The 17,656-nt window shown below is 65.6% G+C and carries 18 protein-coding genes; 13 read left to right on the top strand and 5 right to left on the bottom strand.

Annotated elements, in window-relative coordinates; all coding sequences use genetic code 11:
- Positions 1–232: 232 nt before the first annotated feature.
- The gene (locus JWN03_RS27140; RefSeq protein WP_297620941.1) at positions 233–808 is read right to left on the bottom strand and encodes a TetR/AcrR family transcriptional regulator; all 576 of its coding nucleotides are present in this window, start codon (positions 806–808) and stop codon (positions 233–235) included.
- A gap of 71 nt (positions 809–879) precedes the next feature.
- Here JWN03_RS27140 and JWN03_RS27135 point away from each other — a divergent pair, with 71 nt between their 5' ends.
- Positions 880–1,455, top strand: coding sequence for a dihydrofolate reductase family protein (locus JWN03_RS27135; protein ID WP_297620938.1), 576 nt, complete (start codon positions 880–882; stop codon positions 1,453–1,455).
- A gap of 12 nt (positions 1,456–1,467) precedes the next feature.
- Here JWN03_RS27135 and JWN03_RS27130 read toward each other — a convergent pair whose 3' ends face one another.
- Positions 1,468–1,929 carry a MarR family transcriptional regulator gene (locus JWN03_RS27130; RefSeq protein WP_297620935.1) on the bottom strand — a complete coding sequence of 154 codons (462 nt, stop codon included), beginning with the start codon at positions 1,927–1,929 and terminating at the stop codon, positions 1,468–1,470.
- Between the two features lie 71 nt (positions 1,930–2,000).
- On the opposite strand from JWN03_RS27130, the gene JWN03_RS27125 reads away from it, so the two are divergent.
- From JWN03_RS27125 to JWN03_RS27115, 3 genes are all read left to right on the top strand, one after another.
- Entirely contained in the window at positions 2,001–2,459 is a 459-nt protein-coding gene (locus JWN03_RS27125) for an SgcJ/EcaC family oxidoreductase (RefSeq protein ID WP_297620932.1), read from the top strand.
- 111 nt (positions 2,460–2,570) lie between these two features.
- Positions 2,571–3,836 (top strand): aspartate kinase, encoded by a 1,266-nt coding sequence (locus JWN03_RS27120; protein ID WP_297620929.1) that lies wholly within the window; start codon positions 2,571–2,573, stop codon positions 3,834–3,836.
- Between the two features lie 5 nt (positions 3,837–3,841).
- The gene (locus tag JWN03_RS27115; RefSeq protein WP_297620926.1) at positions 3,842–4,876 is read left to right on the top strand and encodes an aspartate-semialdehyde dehydrogenase; all 1,035 of its coding nucleotides are present in this window, start codon (positions 3,842–3,844) and stop codon (positions 4,874–4,876) included.
- A 64-nt stretch (positions 4,877–4,940) separates the two neighbouring features.
- Here JWN03_RS27115 and JWN03_RS27110 read toward each other — a convergent pair whose 3' ends face one another.
- Positions 4,941–5,162, bottom strand: a complete 222-nt coding sequence (locus tag JWN03_RS27110) for a hypothetical protein (RefSeq protein ID WP_297620923.1) — start codon at positions 5,160–5,162, stop codon at positions 4,941–4,943.
- Positions 5,163–5,395: 233 nt separating this feature from the next.
- Between JWN03_RS27110 and JWN03_RS27105 the strand changes: the two genes are divergently transcribed.
- A complete protein-coding gene (locus JWN03_RS27105; protein WP_297620920.1) occupies positions 5,396–6,634 on the top strand; it encodes a helix-turn-helix domain-containing protein in 1,239 nt (412 codons plus the stop codon).
- Positions 6,635–6,712: 78 nt separating this feature from the next.
- Here JWN03_RS27105 and JWN03_RS27100 read toward each other — a convergent pair whose 3' ends face one another.
- On the bottom strand, positions 6,713–8,065 hold the full coding sequence (locus tag JWN03_RS27100) for a serine hydrolase domain-containing protein (RefSeq protein WP_297620917.1): 1,353 nt from the start codon (positions 8,063–8,065) through the stop codon (positions 6,713–6,715).
- Between the two features lie 532 nt (positions 8,066–8,597).
- Between JWN03_RS27100 and JWN03_RS27095 the strand changes: the two genes are divergently transcribed.
- The 6 genes from JWN03_RS27095 to JWN03_RS27070 all read left to right on the top strand — a co-directional run bounded on the left by JWN03_RS27095 (position 8,598) and on the right by JWN03_RS27070 (position 15,097).
- Positions 8,598–9,896: an ATP-binding protein gene (locus tag JWN03_RS27095; RefSeq protein WP_297620914.1), complete on the top strand. Its 1,299-nt coding sequence runs from the start codon at positions 8,598–8,600 to the stop codon at positions 9,894–9,896.
- Positions 9,893–10,879, top strand: a complete 987-nt coding sequence (locus tag JWN03_RS27090) for a hypothetical protein (protein ID WP_297620911.1) — start codon at positions 9,893–9,895, stop codon at positions 10,877–10,879. Before JWN03_RS27095 ends, JWN03_RS27090 begins: the two co-directional genes overlap by 4 nt.
- Before the next feature lie 125 nt (positions 10,880–11,004).
- The gene (locus JWN03_RS27085) at positions 11,005–12,081 is read left to right on the top strand and encodes a tetratricopeptide repeat protein (protein WP_297620908.1); all 1,077 of its coding nucleotides are present in this window, start codon (positions 11,005–11,007) and stop codon (positions 12,079–12,081) included.
- Between the two features lie 53 nt (positions 12,082–12,134).
- Positions 12,135–13,118: an Acg family FMN-binding oxidoreductase gene (locus tag JWN03_RS27080; protein WP_297620905.1), complete on the top strand. Its 984-nt coding sequence runs from the start codon at positions 12,135–12,137 to the stop codon at positions 13,116–13,118.
- 66 nt (positions 13,119–13,184) lie between these two features.
- The gene (locus JWN03_RS27075; RefSeq protein ID WP_297620902.1) at positions 13,185–13,613 is read left to right on the top strand and encodes a Fur family transcriptional regulator; all 429 of its coding nucleotides are present in this window, start codon (positions 13,185–13,187) and stop codon (positions 13,611–13,613) included.
- Between the two features lie 20 nt (positions 13,614–13,633).
- Positions 13,634–15,097, top strand: coding sequence for a catalase (locus tag JWN03_RS27070; protein ID WP_297620899.1), 1,464 nt, complete (start codon positions 13,634–13,636; stop codon positions 15,095–15,097).
- A 66-nt stretch (positions 15,098–15,163) separates the two neighbouring features.
- Here JWN03_RS27070 and JWN03_RS27065 read toward each other — a convergent pair whose 3' ends face one another.
- The gene (locus JWN03_RS27065) at positions 15,164–15,763 is read right to left on the bottom strand and encodes a TetR/AcrR family transcriptional regulator (protein ID WP_297620896.1); all 600 of its coding nucleotides are present in this window, start codon (positions 15,761–15,763) and stop codon (positions 15,164–15,166) included.
- A 120-nt stretch (positions 15,764–15,883) separates the two neighbouring features.
- Between JWN03_RS27065 and JWN03_RS27060 the strand changes: the two genes are divergently transcribed.
- Together JWN03_RS27060 and JWN03_RS27055 are read left to right on the top strand one after the other, a co-directional pair.
- Complete coding sequence (locus JWN03_RS27060; RefSeq protein WP_297620894.1) at positions 15,884–16,624, top strand: SDR family oxidoreductase; 741 nt, start codon at positions 15,884–15,886, stop codon at positions 16,622–16,624.
- Positions 16,625–17,045: 421 nt separating this feature from the next.
- The coding region (locus JWN03_RS27055; protein WP_297620891.1) for a low temperature requirement protein A at positions 17,046–17,656 on the top strand (611 nt) is incomplete at its 3' end.

Genomic DNA, 17,656 nt, shown 5'->3' with positions numbered 1-17,656 from the left:
TCGGGATCGATGTCGATGATGAAGCGGTGATCAGTCTTAGTGCGCATACCTACCCTCCAGCTTGGGCACCGATTGTGACCAGCGTCGCTCGCGGAGTCAACTGTGTCGCATACCGATCGGTCCTGTCGGCTCGGCCGTATTTGCGAATATCACTGGCGGGCAACGTAATCGGAACGTACTCGTGAGTAAGTTCCGCTTCAGCGTTTAGTGACGGCCGTCACAGGCTGATTCACTACTCGGGAATCGCGCGTTCGACCGCCACGCGCACCAGTGCGGCGCTCTGCTCCTCGGTGAAAATGCCGGGCAGTGTGAGCCGTTCGACGATCAGCCAATTGAGCGCGAGATAGAGCAGCAGCACGGCATCGGCATCGCCCGGCAGCCCGGATTCCAGATGATTGCGCACATTGAAATCAATATCGGCGCGCACCCGCTCGGTGAGGACGGCCTGCAGTTCCGGCCGCCGGGTGGCTTCCAGGCGCAGTTCCAGTTGGGCGAGATAGCCGGTGCGGAAGCTGGTGATGCGCTCGACGACGTCGCTCATCAGCTCGGCAATGGTTTCGCGGGTGCGCGGACCGGCGGTCAGCTTGGTCATGGTCTCGGAACTGGGTTCGAGTCGCTCGTAGAACCGATTGCCGACCTGGATCATCAGCTCGTCCCGGTTGGCGAAGTAATTGGAGGCCGTTCCCGCTGGTAGGGCTGCTTCTTTGTCGACGGCGCGAAAGGTCAGGCCGCGTGCGCCGTCCCGGGCCAGCACCTCGATCGCGGCGTCCAGAAGGGCGTTCCGGCGTTCCGGGTTGGTCCTGGCCATTGACACCACTCCATTTGTAGTACTACGTTTGTAATCACTACAGGCAGAGTACTACAGAAAGAGCGGTAAATATGCGAAAGCTCGTCTACTACGTGGCGGTCTCCCTCGACGGCTACATCGCCGGTCCGAATGGGGAGTACGACTTCTATCCGATCGCGGACGACATGGCCGCATGGATCACGGAGCGCTACCCCGAGACCATCCCGACCCACATACGCCCGCACGCGGGCATGGCTGTGGACACCCCGAATCGGGAGTGGGACACCGTGCTCATGGGCCGCGGCTCCTATGAACCGGCGTACTCGGTCGGTGTCACCAGCCCGTACGCCCATATGAAGCAGTACGTCATCTCCACAACGCTAGGCGCGGTCGATGATCCGGCGGTCGAGGTGGTCGACAGTGATCCGGTCGCCCTGGTGCAGCGCCTGAAGAACGAAGAAGGCAAGGGCATTTACCTTTGTGGCGGCGGCACATTGGCAGGTGTGCTCGTCGACGAGATCGACGAGCTGGTCATCAAGAGCTATCCGGTGATCGCCGGTGCGGGTGTCCCGATGATCGCGAACGGTTTCAGCCCCACGCAGTTCACGATCACCCAGCGCCGGGAATTCAGTAACGGCACGCAGGTCACCTGGGCCACTCGCGCTTGATTCGATTGCGGCTCAGTCGCTTTCGCGCAAGATCGCGGTGACGTGCAGCGACGTCTCGTGCAGCCGGTTGAACATATCGAGCATCAGCCGCAGCTGCTCATCGGTGTAGTCGGCCATGACCTTGCCGAATTCGCGCGCCAAAACCTCGTAGTGCGGCGCGATTTCGTCGATCCGGTCCTGGACGGCGGTAATGATCACCCGCCGCCGGTCCTTCTCATCGTGCTCCCGGCGCACGTAGCCGGCCTTCAGCAATCGATCGATCATTCGCGTGATGGCGCCCGTGGTGAGCCCGGTGCGCTGTGCGAGTTCGCCCGCGGTGGCGGCGCCGTCCACCCGCAGCAGATTGAGGCAGCGCAGGTCGGTCACGTGCAGGCCGAGGCGATCGGCCATGGCGCCGTGCAGCATGACCGCATCGGTGGCGCTGCGCTGGGCGGCGAGGGTGAGGTCGGCCGCCAACTCCTGTTTCTTCGTCATCGCTTGACAGCATAGTCTTACCCGAGCATTATCTTACTCAATCAACTACTGATTGATTCAGGGGATATATTATGACGACCACGCAGCGCACCGACGAAGCCGCCATCCGGGACCTGTTCGACAGCACAACCAGCGCCTGGGAGGCCGGTGACGCGCAGGCTTACGCCGCGGCCTTCGCCCCCGATGCCGACTATGTGACCTGGTTCGGTCAGCACCTGAAGGGACGCGCGGCCATCGAGGACTCGCATGCGCCACTGTTTGCCAAATACCTGAAGGGCACCCGCACCGACGGCGAGATCACGTCACTGCGCTTCGTCACCCCGGATGTGGCCGTGGTGCACGGCAAGGGTGCGCTCGTGAAGGGCAAGCGCCGCCGCAACCGCTTCAATACCAAGGTCAACGTCTACGTCGTGGTGCGGACAGACGGCGAATGGTCGTTCGCCGCCTTCCACAACACGAAATACAGCTGGTTGTTCAATACCCTTATCGCCGGGCACGATTCGGGCCCGGCGCAGGCCGACACGGCTTAGCTGGCGGGCTGCTGGACGCCGCAGCCGGGAGGTGGCCGGAAATCTCGTGGCCTGGGTCGGTAATGTTGTGGGTCGATAGCAGCAGATTGTCGATCTTGGAGGATTTCCGTAGTGGCTCTCGTCGTACAGAAGTACGGAGGATCCTCGGTCGCCACCGCCGAGCGCATCCGTCGCGTCGCCGAGCGCATTGTCGAGACCAAGAAGCAGGGCCACGACGTGGTCGTGGTCTGCTCGGCCATGGGTGACACCACCGATGAGCTGATGGATCTGGCACAGCAGGTGTCCCCCGCGCCGCCCGCACGTGAAATGGACATGCTGCTCACCTCGGGTGAGCGCATTTCCAATTCGCTGGTGGCCATGGCCATTCACTCGCTCGGCGCGGAGGCCCGCTCGTTCACCGGTTCGCAGGCCGGCGTGATCACGACCGGCAGGCACGGAAACGCGAAGATCATCGATGTGGCTCCGGGGAGAGTGCAGAATGCGCTCGCCGAGGGCACCATTGTGCTGGTCGCGGGTTTCCAGGGTGTGAGTCAGGACAGTAAGGACGTCACCACGCTGGGCCGTGGCGGCTCCGATACCACCGCTGTCGCACTGGCCGCGGCCTTGAATGCCGATGTCTGCGAGATCTACACCGATGTGGACGGCGTCTTCAGCGCCGATCCGCGCATCGTCGCCGACGCGCAGAAGCTCGATAAAATCTGCTACGAGGAAATGCTCGAGCTGGCCGCCTGTGGCGCCAAAGTTCTGATGCTGCGCTGCGTCGAGTACGCGCGCCGCTACAACGTGCCGGTCCATGTGCGCTCGTCGTACACGGACAAAGAGGGCACCATGATTTCCGGATCGATGGAGGACATCCCGTTGGAGCAGGCAATTCTCACGGGCGTCGCGCACGACCGCAGCGAAGCCAAGGTGACCGTCGTCGGCATTCCGGACGAGCCGGGCTACGCCGCCAAGGTCTTCCGAGCCGTTGCCGATGCCGAGATCAATATCGACATGGTGCTGCAGAACGTCTCGAAGGTGGAGACGGGCAAGACCGACATCACCTTCACCCTGCCCAAGCTGGACGGCCCGCGTGCCGTGGAGCTGCTCAGCAAGCAGCAGGGCGATATCGGCTTCTCCCGGGTGGTCTACGACGATCACGTCGGCAAGGTGTCGCTGGTCGGCGCGGGCATGAAGTCGCACCCCGGCGTCACCGCCACCTTCTGTGAGGCGCTCGCCGAGGCACGTATCAATATCGATCTCATCTCCACCTCCGAGATCCGAATCTCGGTGCTGGTCAAGGACAATGACCTGGACGAGGCCGTGCAGGTGCTGCACAAGGCCTTCGATCTGGGTGGTGCCGAGGTGGCAGTCGTACACGGCGGAACGGGGCGCTGAACAAAATGGGTGTGCGTGTAGGAGTCGTCGGCGCGACCGGGCAGGTCGGCGCCGTCATGCGAAAGCTGCTGGAGGAGCGCAACTTCCCGGCCGACGAGGTGCGGTTCTTCGCGTCCGCCCGCTCGGCCGGTAAGAAGCTGCCGTTCCGTGGCGGCGAGATCGTGGTCGAGGACACCGAGACTGCCGATCCGACCGGCCTGGACATCGCGCTGTTCTCGGCCGGCGCCACCATGTCCCGGGTGCAGGCGCCGCGCTTCGCCGCCGCCGGAGTCACCGTCATCGACAATTCGTCGGCCTGGCGCAAGGACCCCGAGGTGCCGCTGGTGGTCTCCGAGGTGAACCCGGAGGCAACCCGCAACCTGATCAAGGGCATTATCGCCAACCCGAACTGCACCACCATGGCCGCCATGCCGGTGCTGAAGGTGCTGCACGACGAGGCCGGCCTGCGCCGCCTCATCGTCTCCAGCTACCAGGCCGTCTCCGGTAGCGGCCTGGCCGGTGTCGAAGAGCTGGTCTCCCAGCTGCGCGCGGTGATCGGCGATGCCGAGAAGCTGGTGCACGACGGTTCCGCCGTCGAGTTCCCGGCTCCGGTCAAATACGTTGCCCCCATCGCCTTCGACGTGATCCCGCTCGCCGGCGCGCTGGTCGACGACGGCTCCGAGGAGACCGACGAAGATCAGAAGCTGCGCAACGAGTCCCGCAAGATCCTGGGCCTGCCCGACCTGCTGGTGAGCGGCACCTGCGTGCGTGTTCCGGTCCTCACCGGTCACTCGCTCTCCATCAATGCCGAATTCGATCGGCCGATTTCGGTGGAGACCGCCAAGAAGCTGCTGTCCCACGCCCCCGGCGTCCAACTGGTGGATGTCCCGACCCCCCTCGCGGCCGCCGGTATCGACGACTCCCTCGTCGGCCGCATCCGCCAGGATCCGGGCGTTCCGGACGGCCGCGGGCTGGCGCTGTTCATCTCGGGCGACAACCTCCGCAAGGGCGCTGCGCTCAATACGATTCAGATCGCCGAGGTTCTGCTCGCCGACCGCTGAGTCTGTAGTTCATCGGGCCGTTCGATCCCTGCGGATCGGGCGGCCCGATTTTTTTCTGTCCTTTTCAGTCTTCCCAGAGTTCCGCACAGGGGAGTGGCCGAAGTTCGCATACTGCGCGACCATCGATCGTGACCGTCGAACTATCGACTGTCACTTCAATGCCATGCGGGCGCAGATGTGCCGCGAGTCGTTCGGCAATTGCGCTCCCGGCGCGATAGTCGAGCACCATGCCGCCCGGAAAGCGCAGGCGCACATGAACTTCGCGCGTTTCGGGTGCGGCGGTCATGGCCACCTCTTGTCGTCGGATTTGGTGCGACGTCTCACCGGTTAACGGTAAACACAGAAAAATTGCGGTGCAATAAGAAAAATACATGTTCCATACTGTGCGCCGTAAGCTCGCCCGGTCTGGAATCCTTGTCCGCAGATCGCATCGGGAAGGAGAAGGGCATGGTAGGCATCGGCGAAACAAGCGGGCGGTGACGACCGGGAAAGCCGATCAGGCAGAAGGAGTTTGACCCGGTGGCCGAAAGTACCCTAGGGGCACGGGTAGCGGAGTTGCGCCGGCGGCGGGGACTATCGCAGAAAGAACTGGGCGCCGCCATCAGGCGTTCGGAAAGTTGGGTGTCGCAGGTCGAACGGGATGTACTGCCGGTCGAAAGACTATCGGTGCTCCAGCGACTTGCCGACGTCCTCGGCGTCGCAGTGCGAGACCTGAGACCCGAGGCGGCCGAACCGATGGCCGCCGACCGCGGAGACGGACATCGTGCCGGATCCGCCGTTTTCGACAAACTGCGATTGTTGCTCACCGGGCATCCCGCTTTGGAGCAACTACTCGGTGACGAGGCCGATCGCGAGTCGGCCGACGAGTTACCGGCACTACAGGAACGAGTAGATCTGGCGTGGCAGCTGGCGCACGAATCACGGCTCGTGGAAGTCGGCAGCAGTCTGCTGGAATTGATTCCGGATCTCGAACACGCGGCGCGGACCACCTCCGTGAAGCGGCCGGAGGTGCTGACGCTGCTGTCACGCGCCTATCAGGTGGCCGCCACCGCATTCACCCGGCAAGAGGAGGTCGACGCGGCCTGGGTCGCGGCGGACAGAGCGCTGACAGCGGCCGAGGAGTCCGGTGACGCGCTCAGCGTGGTGGCCGGAACCTACCGAATGGCACAGGCTTTCCTGCGCTTACAACGGCTCGAACAGGCGGAACAGGCGGCTCGCGTATCGGTGACGGCACTCGCGCCACAGGTCCTCGACAACGAGCTGGTGCGTCCGGAAGTATTGTCGCTCTACGGTTCTCTCCAGCTCATGCTGGCGGTGATCGCGGCGACGGACGGTAATCGGACGGCAGCCCGTACCGGTCTGGCCGCGGCGCGCAGAGCCGCGGAGCGACTGGGCGAGGGCCGCAATGATTTCGACACCGAATTCGGTCCGACCAGTGTGGCCGTGCACGCGGTCGCGGTGGCGGTCGAATTGGGTGATGCCGGTGAGGCTCTCGACACCGCGGGCACCGTGGACGCCTCGGTGCTCTCACCGGAAAGACAGGCTCGCTTCCTGGTCGACGTGGCCCGCGCACACGCGCAGCGCCGCCAGGCCTCCGAAGCATTGGAGTCGCTGCTCGAGGCCGAGCGATTGGCTCCGGAGCTGGTGCATCACGATCATCGGTCCCGAGAGGTGGTGCGGGATCTACTGCAGTTCGCCGGCCGTCGACCGGCCGATGAACTGCGCGAGCTCGCCGCTCGCGCAGCCGTAACGCCTTGAGGTGACAACGCCGTCACTCCCTGACGGGCACCGTGGGTTCGGGGACCCACGGATGCCGGTGCGGGGGAGTGCGCGGACTCAGCGGATACCCGGAGTGCGGGGGTCCGAGCCGAGGCATGCCAGCAGCAGACAGCCGGGCGGCTCATCGCTGAACGGCGGTGCCAGCGGAGTGTTCAAGCAGGACAGCACACTACAGCCCGGATAGGCATCCGGGCCGAGGCCGAAGACCGCCAGCGCGATATCGGTGTCGAAGTACTTGGAGGGGTCCAGTCGCAGCGGCGACTCCACATACGGACCAGGATCCGGCATCGGGCTGTCCTGGAATGCGGCGAAGAGGCGCCGGAAGAATTCGTGCGAGACCTCGCCCGCATACTGCAGGATTCCGGTGACGCCCTGCATGGTGTGTGTGCCGAAGACACCGGTCCACACCACCATGAGATCCAGGCTGGGTATGACGAACACGTGCTGCAGACCGAGCCCGGACATGGAATAGGTGTCGGCGGGCAGGAATTCGGGATTCTCCGCGCAACCCGGGCCGAGCCAGAACAGGTAGCCGTAGCACTGGTTGGCTGCCGAGGATGTGGTGGCTTTCTGCAGGTACTCGCGGGAAACGAGCTGTCGGCCGTTCCACTCGCCGTGCTCGGCGGTCAGCATGCCGAGCCTGGCGAGATCGACCGGGGGAATCATGAGATGCGCGTACCCGTAGGTGTGCCCGGAACGGTCCCGCGCCCAGTAGTAGTCGCTGCGCGCAATACCGATGGGGTCGAAGAGTTCCCGCTGGGCGAACTCCTGCAGGGGTTCGCCGACGGCCAGTTCGATCACGTAGGAGAGCACGTCCACATTGCGCTGGCTGTATTGGAATTCGGTGCCCGGCGGATTGTCGAACGGGACGCCCATCGCCTGCACCGCACTGAACGGATCGATGGGGACAACGCCGGTGATCCCCTCGGTGACCAGGCCGATGCGCAGCCCGGAGGTTTCGGTGAGCAGATCCTGCACCGTGATCGACCGGTGCTGCGGATCGCCGATTCCGGCGGGCAGATAGCGGTCGATGGGTGCGTCGATATCGAGTTTCCCCTGATCCCAGGCAATTCCGGCCAAAAGCGACACCACACTCTTGGTGACGCTCCAGACATTCCACGGGACGCGATCGGTTTCGGCGTTCGTCGGGCCCTCGCCGATCAGGCAGTTGTGCCGGAATATCTGCACATTCAATCGGTTTCGGTCCGCCGCGAACTGCAGTGCGTCGGCCATCCGCTGGGTATCCAACCCGGTCTGTTCCGGGGTCGCACGCTCGAATTCCCGCCCGGCCGGTTCATTGCAACGCAATTCGTCCGGCGTCGCGTGTGCGACACCGGAACCGAAAACTACGCTGCCTATCGTCAATGCCACCGCTACCGCGCTGGCCAACCCCCTGCGCTTGCGAAACATATATTTCAGGCTAGCTCTCCAGCCCTGCTACCTGCGTGGAATTCGCGTTCACCGCGTGGCGAATTACCGCGCGCCATAGGCGAACACGCCGGAATGGTTACGGCGGCGCGAATTGCAATTCAGTGTGGCGCGGTGCCCTCCGGACAGCGCTGTGTCCTTTGCGCAGCGCGGTGTCCTTTGAACAGCACTGTGTCCTCTGAACGGCGCGGTGTCCCTTGAACAGCAAAACGCCGCCAGGCGGGGGGATGCCTGGCGGCGGTCGCTCGCGGCGCTGCCGCGAAGTTGCGTCGACACCCAACAAGCGCCTCTCGGCGGGTGGTCGCTCGTAGCGACTGAGGGTGAGGCCCGGGGCTGTTAACGGCGCCGACAGTGGTGATCAACCGACCAGGTTCTGGTTCTATTCCAGCGCAACCACTGTGACGTGCGTAACCTTGGCGGTTTCGGGGCCGTTCATCGGGAAATGAGCGGTGCACGGTGTCGGCGTAACCGTTTAGCATTCGGCACAACAGTCCGTACTTTGTCTGGGGGAGCATTGACCGACGATCCGGTGATCACCGAACTCCTGACCGTGCTCACGCAGCATCCGGAGTTGCTCCCCCTCCGCACCCGGGTGATCGAACTGCTCGCCGACCGCGGTCGCTACGCCGAGGCCCTCACGCACTGCGCCACCGCGCTCGGGCAGGACCCGGGGAACGCGGCGACCATGGCGCTACTGCAGCGGTGCACTGCGGCCCTGGCCTCCGGCGCGGCACCTGCGCCGCAGATCACCGCGCCGCCCGCGGAACCCGCGCCCGCCGCGACCGCCGCGCCGGTCGAACCGGCCGATGCGCCGAAGCCCGCGCGCGGCAACGGTTTCGACTGGGATGCGGCGGAACGCGAGGTCGGCGACATTATCAAACCGGCCTTCGTGGACGACGACAGTGAACCGCTGGTGGTCACCGAGAGTGATGTCGGCATGTTCGAGAAGCCGAAGGTCGCGCTCTCCGATGTGGGCGGTATGGAAGCCGTCAAAAAGCAGCTGGACCTGTCGCTGCTCGGCCCGCTGCGCAATCCGGAACTGGCGCGCGCGTTCGGCACCAGCGCCCGCGGTGGCCTGTTGCTGTACGGGCCGCCCGGATGCGGCAAGACCTTCATCGCCGCCGCGGTGGCGGGTGAGCTGGGCGCGAACTTCTATCCGATCGAGATCGCCGAGATCCTCGACATCCATTTGGGTGCGAGTGAACGCAACCTGCACCAGATCTTCGAAGTCGCGCGGCGCAATGCACCGTGTGTGCTGTTCATCGACGAGATCGACGCGCTCGGCTACAAGCGCAGCCAGATGTCCGGCTCGGCGGGCCTGCGCACCGTGGTGAATCAGCTGCTCACCGAAATGGATTCGGCCACCGGCAATAACGAGGGCGTCTACATCCTCGGCGCCACCAACCATCCGTGGGATATCGATGTCGCCCTGCGCCGCCCCGGCCGCTTCGATCGCATGGTGCTGGTGACGCTGCCCGATCCGGAGGCCCGCGTCTCGATCCTGCGTCATCATCTGAAGGACCGCCCCATCGAGGGCATCGATCTCAAGGCCATCGCCAAACGCACCGAATCCTTCTCGGGCGCGGACCTCGCGCACGTCTGTACCTCCGCCACCCAGCTCGCTATGGCGGATTCGCTGCGCACCGGCGCGGTGCGCCCGGTCCGCATGGCCGATATCGATCAGGCGCTCACCCAGATCCGCCCCAGCACCGGGGCCTGGTTCGAATCCGCCCGCAATGTGGTCGAATTCGCCAATAACGACGGCACCTACGATGAACTCGCCGCCTACATGAAGCGCATGAAGGTGCGGTGAGCACCGAGCTCGACCGGGCTCGAATCCTCGTCGACCTCAACCGTTTCGAGGCCGCCCGGGAGGAGCTGGCCCGGGTTCTGACCGCGACCCCGGACGATGCCGAGGCGCTCACCCTGCTTGCGGTGGCGAGTCTCGGTCTGCTCGATCGGCGGGAAGCGGTCGCGCACAGTACGGCCGCCCTGCGCGCGAATCCGGAGTCCCAGTGGGCCTGGCGGGTGCTGGCCCTGTCGACTGCCGGACTGGCGGAGTCCGTCCGCGAAACGGACCGCCTGCAATGGCGCACGCTGCGCGAGCAAGCACGCGATGCGGCCCGGCGCGCGACGCAATTGGGTCCGCACGAACCACAGAATTATCGAGTGCTGGCCATAGTTCTGGAGTCCGCGGACCGCGATGCGGCCGTGCGCGCCCTGGCCCGCGCCATCGAACTCGCACCAGAGAACGCGGCCCTGCATGTGCTGCACGCGGGCATACTGCGCCGCACTCCCGGCGACACCACCAAGCAGTCGGAGGCGGCAGCGCGGGAGGCGCTCCGCATCGACCCGGAGAATATCGACGCCCTGGAAGAACTGGCGCTCAACGATATGATCGCGGGCCGCGTCCGCCCCGCCCGAAGCAAGCTGCTCCGAGTCGCCGAACTGGACCCTTCCCGCGGCGACAATGTCCGGGCACGACTCGTCCCGCTTCGCCGGGGCGTGCTGTTCAGCATTGCGGCAAAGCTGCTCAACCGCTCCCGAACCGGGCCGGCGCGTCCGAGCCACCCTCCTCGTCCCCTGCCGCGCCGCCGCACGATCTTCGCGGTCACCGTCGGCGGCTACTTCACCATCCGCCTACTCCTGTACGCCGCAGGCTGTTCCACCGACTCCACCCCGGAACCTCCCCTCCCGCCCCCATCGCTCATGCCCACCTTCACCCCCTGGCCCACCATCGACAGCCCCTGGTTAACCGTGCAGCCCGAGTCGGCCCCGCCGCCGGCCCACCCCTGAATTCGGCTGCACCGCTGCACTATTTGCTCCGAGACTTTTGGGGCATGGACGCCGAGCGGCCGTGATGGCCATTGTTGATTCGGCGGAACGACTGAGGTATTTGCTCGCGGAAAGGTTTTTGGGGGATGGACGGCAGGGTTGCGAAGGCTCGCGTTTTGATGGAGTTGGGGCGGTTCGCGGGGGCGCGGGAAATGCTGGGGGAGGTGCTGGCCGGGGATCCGGAAAACGCTGTGGCGCTTGCGGATATGGCCGAGGTGGCGTTTCGGCTGCGGGAGTACGGGCAGGCGCTGGAGTTCAGTGCGGCGGCTCTACGTCAGACGCCGGAGGACACGTTCGTCTGGCGGGTGCGGGCGCTGGCGGAGCTGGCCTTGGCGCGGGACGCGACCTTGGGGCCCGTGGTGGTGCGTGAGCATCGGGCCGCCGCGGTGGCGGCGGCGCGGCGGGCAGTGGAGATCGACCCCGAGAATGCCGACAATCTGCGCATTCTCGCGGCGACATTGCGCGATGAGGATCCGGTGGCGGCTCTGCAGAAGCTGGCCGCGGCGCTGGAGGTCGATCCCGACAATGTCGGGGTGTACCTGCTGCGGGGGCTGATCCTGCGGCGGAATTTGCGGGGGACCGATTCCCTGCGGCTGGCCGAGGAGGCCTTCCGCGCGGTGCTGCGGCTGGATCCGGAGAATGCGGAGGCGCTGTACGAGCTGGCGCTCCTCGAGCTGGAGCGCGGGAATCGCGCTGCGGGAGAAGAACAATTGCGGCGGGTGGCGCGATTGGATCCAGAGTACGGCGACGCGGTGCGGGAAAATCTGGAATGGCTTGCCAGAGAAGATGATCGCGTCGCGGCCGCTGCCCAGGCGGCAGCCGAGACCGCCCGTCCGGCCGGGCGCTACAACTACGGTCAGCCGCCCCTGGTCGCACAGCCGGCGGCAGGCAAGCCGAGGCAAGGGCGCAAATACGGCTGGGCGCTCGTGGCCCTGGTATTCCTCATTGTCCGGCTGGCTGCCGCCGGCTTGTCGAATGATTCCGGGAGCCGGTCCACCCCGCCGGCCAGGCTGCCGTCGAATTATCTGCAATCCCAGATCCGCATCCCGTCTTTTCCGGCTATTCCGAATCCGCGCCAGGACCCCTTCCAGAACTGGCCGTCGAACTGGCCCCGGCAGACCTTCCGTGCCCCGCCGATCACACAGCAGAAACCGAACTCCTGATGATTGCCGTATGTTCGCTATGGAGAGTTTCGGACGAACGGAACGTATTACCTATGGCAGAAGAACAGCTCGACATCGAGATATTCGAATCCGTGATCGCGATGGCGGTACGCGCACCTTCGGTGCACAACACCCAGCCGTGGCGGTGGCGTCTCGCCGGGGGCGGCATCGATCTGCACGCCGACCGGACTCGCCAGCTGAGCGTGTCCGACCCCGGCCAGCGTGAATTACTCCTGAGTTGCGGTGCCGCACTGCATCATCTGCGGGTGGCACTGGCCGTGCACGGTATGGCCGCCGGTGTCACGCATCTGCCCGACCCAGCGGATTCTGAACACCTGGCGCACATCACGGTCACCCAGCAGGGGCCCACCAGCGCCGATATCGATCTCGCCGCCGCCGTCCTGCACCGCCAGTCGGATCGGCGGCGCTACGGTTCCCGCCCGGTCCACAGCCGTCACCTCCGGCAGGTCGCCGTCGGCGCCGCCGGCTTCGGCGCGGTAGCCCGCGAGGTTCCGCCCACGCTGCGCGCGACGCTGGCCCGCACCACCCGCGTCGCCGCCGATCGGCATGCCGTAGACCTCGACTACCTCGGTGAACTGTCCACCTGGAGTGGCCGGACCGGTACGTCCGACGGTGTCCCCGCCCGCAATACCCCGCACGTTCCGCCCTCCGACGAGATTCGGCAGCGGAACTTCTCCCAGCCCGTACTCGCCGATCCGGCTTCCGCGCCGGATGCCTCGGAGTGGCTGGTCCTCTGCACCCCCGCCGACGACCGCCGGGCCCAGTTGCGCGCCGGCGAGGCCGCCAGCGCGCTGCTGCTGACCGCGACCGAACTCGGCCTGTCCACCTGCCTGCAGACCGAGCCGATCGAAATGCCGGACCTGCGTGCCGCGATCCGCGCCGAAGTCCTCTTCGACTGCGCGTTCCCGCAGACCCTCGTGCGCCTCGGCTGGCCCTCGTCCACCGCCGCGCCGCTCCCGCTGGCCCCGCGCCGCGAGCCCGCCGAAGTGATCGACGGCTACGCCACGGCCTGCTGACGATCCCTCCACCTGCACCGCAGCCTTTTCTTGACTTATTCCAGAAACGGGGGCAGTGTGGAGCGCATGCACTCCGGTTATGACGCTCGGGAGCGGCTGCGGGCAGTGGGCCTGCGGGTCACCGCCCCACGGGTCGCGGTACTGGATGCGGTGGCCCTGGCCCCGCATTCCGATACCGACGGGGTGGCTGCGAAGGTGCGGGAGACGCTCGGATCGGTCTCCACCCAGGCCGTGTACGACGTCTTGAAGGCCTGTGTGGGCGCTGGACTGCTACGGCGGATCGAGCCCGCGGGCTCACCGGCGCTGTACGAGGCGCGCACCGGGGACAACCACCACCATCTGGTGTGCAGGAACTGCGGCACGGTCGTCGATATCGACTGTGTCGCCGGCGCGGCGCCCTGTCTGGAACCCGATCAAGCCCACGGTTTCACCATCGATGAAGCCGAGGTCGTGTTCTGGGGGCTGTGCCCTGAATGTGGCCCACAGTCGTCTTAACACCTCGAGGAGGCTTTCGAATGACCAAGCCGACCACCACCAATACCGGCACCCCGGTTGTGAGTGACAATGAATCGCTCACCGCCGGCACTCAGGGCCCGATCCTGCTGCACGACCACTATTTGATCGAGAAGCTGGCCCAGTTCAACCGGGAACGCGTCCCGGAGCGCATCGTGCATGCCAAGGGCGCCGGCGCATTCGGCGAACTGGTGGTCACCAATGACGTCAGCCGCTTCACCAAGGCCAAGCTGTTCCAGCCGGGTGCGCGCACCGAATCGCTGGTGCGTTTCTCCACCGTCGCCGGTGAGCAGGGCAGCCCCGACACCTGGCGCGATCCGCGCGGTTTCGCGATGAAGTTCTACACCGAGGACGGCAATTACGACCTCGTCGGCAATAACACCCCGGTCTTCTTCATCAAGGATCCGATCAAGTTCCCGGACTTCATCCGGTCCCAGAAACGCCTGCCCGGCAACGGACTTCGCGATCACAATATGCAGTGGGACTTCTGGACCCTGCGTCCGGAGACCGCGCACCAGGTGACCTGGCTGATGGGTGATCGCGGTGTGCCCAAGTCCTACCGGCACATGAACGGGTACGGCTCGCACACCTATCAGTGGATCAATGCCGCGGGTGAGCGCTTCTGGGTGAAGTACCACTTCAAGACCGATCAGGGCGTCGAGAGCCTCACCCAGGCCGAGGCGGATACCCGCGCCGGTACCGATCCCGATTTCCACCGCCAGGATCTGTGGGAGTCCATCGAGCGCGGCGACTTCCCGAGCTGGACGGTGAACGTGCAGGTCATGCCGGTCGCGGACGCGGAGAGCTACCGCTTCAATCCGTTCGATCTGACCAAGGTGTGGTCGCACAAGGACTACCCGCTGATCGAGGTCGGCAAGTGGACGCTCAACCGCAATCCGGGCAATTACTTCGTCGAGATCGAGCAGGCCGCCTTCGAACCCTCGAATGTGGTTCCGGGCATCGGTTTCTCGCCCGACAAGATGCTGCTGGGCCGCGTCTTCGCCTATGCCGACGCGCACCGCTACCGCATCGGCACCAACTACGCGCAGCTGCCGCCGAACCGGGCCAAGGCCGCGGAGGTGAACTCCTACTCCAAGGAGGGCGCCATGCGGTACGAGTACAACGGCGCGGATGTGCCTGTGTACGCACCGAATTCGTACGGCGGCCCGCACGCCGATCCGTCGCTGGCGCCCGATGGCGGCCTGTGGGACTTCGAGCCCACCATGGTTCATGCCGGGTACATCGAGCACGCCGAGGACGGCGATTTCACGCAGCCGGGCACGCTGGTGCGCGAGGTGCTGAACGATGATCAGCGAGATCGCCTGGTGGGCAATGTGGTCGGGCATGTGCTGGGCGGGGTGCAGGAGCCGGTGCTGAGCCGCGTCTTCGAGTACTGGAAGAACATCGACTCCGAGATCGGTAAGCGTATCGAAGAAGGTGTGCGCGCCGGACTCAACGGCAAGTGAGCCGATAGCTAGTCGAAAGTCGCGAGCCCGCATGGTGATTCGTCACCATGCGGGCTTTCTGTATCGCTACGCGCCATTGATGATCGAGTCGGCGAGGCGATCGGCGGCACTGCGGTCGAGCGGGGCGTGACCGAGTATGAAGCGGTACCAGAACACGCCGTAGAACTGATCCACCATGAGATCCAGGTCGGCTTCGGCCGGGAGTTCACCACGCTCCTGCCCGCGAATGAGGATGTCGTGCACGGCGGTCCGCCGCTGGGCGGTGAACAAGCGCATGAGTTCGGCCAGGTGGGGGTCGCGCGCGGCCTCGCGAGCGACGGTACGCAGTGCGGGCCCGGCTGGTTTCCTTTGTGCGCCTGTGAAAGTGGCTTCGATGACCGTGCGCAGATCATCCCGCATCGATCCGCTGTCGGGTAAGGGCACATCTATCGCGGCCCGTTCGAGTAGCGCGTCGAGCAGTAGTGCGCCCTTCGACGGCCACCACCGGTAGACGGTCTGCTTCCCGACCCCGGCCGCCTTCGCGATGGCGTCGATGGTGATGGGTGCGCCGTCCGATTCGGCGAGCAGATGCAGGGCGGCATCCAGGATGGCCTGGTGCGTTGCCTCATTGCGCCGCCTGCCCGTGTGTGGCCGCTCCGGGTTGGGCTGTGCCCCGGTAGATTTCACGTTCCACCTCCTGTGATCCAACTCACCACGTTGTCGAGACTAAAAGTCTCGATAGGGCTGTTATCAAGACTGTAGGTCTCGTAAGGATAGATCGGGACAACAGCTAGAGAGGCGTTAGACATGACCACCAAGGATTCAGGCACCGTGCAGCGCGTCGTAGTCATGGGCGGGAGCTCCGGTATCGGCGAGGCCACCGCCACCACTTTCGCCGCCGACAATGCCGAGGTCGTGATCACCGGCCGCACCCAGGACAAGATCGACGCGGCCCTGGCTCGGATCGGCGGCAAGAGCACCGGCTTCCGCATGGACGCCACCGATCAGGCCGATATCGAGGCCTTCTTCGCGCAGTCCGGCCCGATCGACCACCTGGTCATCGCGGTCAGCGGGGCAGCGGGCAGCGGTCCCTTCGCGGAACTGAACCTCGATGATCTGGCCGCCGGCTTCAACCAGAAGTTCTGGGCCCAGGTTCGCATCCTCAAAGCCGCACTGCCGCACCTGAACTCGACCGGCTCGGTCACCTTGATCACCGCCGGTTCGTCCCGCGCGGCCTTCCCCGGCACGGTCGGCCTGGCCGCGATCAACGGCGCCCTCGACGCCATGGTTCCGCCGCTGGCCGTGGAACTCGCACCGGTGCGCATCAATGCGATCTCGCCCGGCGTCATCGACACCCCGTGGTGGGATCGCGTCCCGGAAGCACAGCGCCAGGCCCTCTTCGACGGCATGGTCGCCACCACCCCCGTCGGCCGCGTAGGCCGCCCCGAGGACATCGCCGCCGCCATCCACATGCTCGCCACCAACGGCTTCATCACCGGCGTCGTCCTCGATGCCAACGGCGGCACCAACCTCCCCACCGGCCGCTGACCGCCATCCAGCGGTCTGCTGACCTGGTCACCGCTGATCGCTGACCAGGTCACTCGGCGGGTCTCCGGCAAGGTCACCCCGCCTATCGCTGACCAGGTCACCGAGCTGATCAACGACCAGGTCGCACAAGTAGTTTGGTGACATGCTCGACCCCCAGGCGCCGAACTCGGACACCCCGGCAGACCCGCCCCGTCATTCCGGCATGCTTTCGGCCGGAATTCACGGAACCCGGTTGAAGCGCCGCCTGTGTGGATCCCGGCCAAAAGCGTGCCGGGATGACGAGGGGCGGTCGCATGATGACGACGCGCATCATGGCGGCCCGCTCGGTGATCCCGGCCCTGTCGTGGATTCGGTTGTAGCGGTAGGGATTACGGTGCCGCGGCGGGCTACCTGGTTCGAGTGTTTCGGGGATCTGGTGTTCGTGGCTGCGATCGGGCAGGTGACGCATCGGGTGGGGGCGCATCCGGATGCTGGGTCGGTGGCTGCAGCGGCGGGGTTGTTCGTGCCGCTGTGGTGGGCGTGGGTTTTGTATGCGGTGCATGCCAATCGGGCTGATCGCGATACGAATCCACATCGGCTGCTGACCACTGTCGGGTTGGCGGGGGTGGTCGGTATGGCGGTGTTCGCGGGCGGGGTGGGGCAGGCGTCGGATGCCGATGCGGGGTTCGTGCTCGCGTATCTGGTGGCGCGGGCCGGTGTGGCGGCGCTGTACGGGTGGGATTCGCGCCGGGATGCGGCGCTGCGGCCGGTATTCCGTTCCTTCACACTGGGTTCGGCGGCGAGCGCCGTATTGTGGCTCGGCGGACTGGTTTTCGAGTCCGGGGCGCTGCGCTACGGCATCTGGGCGGTCGCCATGCTCTTCGAACTGGCGCTGCCGCTGCTGGTTGGCCGGCGGCTGGCCCGGGTCTCGCAGGAGACCGAACATCTGCAGGAACGCTTCGGGCTCTTCACGATTATCGTGCTCGGCGAATCGGTGCTCGGTTTCACCAATGGCCTGGCGGCGGCCCGCACCGCGAGCTGGGCCGGGGTGAC

This window comes from Nocardia sp. (assembly GCF_025465275.1).
Taxonomy (GTDB): Bacteria; Actinomycetota; Actinomycetes; order Mycobacteriales; family Mycobacteriaceae; genus Nocardia.
This window is presented reverse-complemented; position numbering and strand designations above follow the sequence as displayed.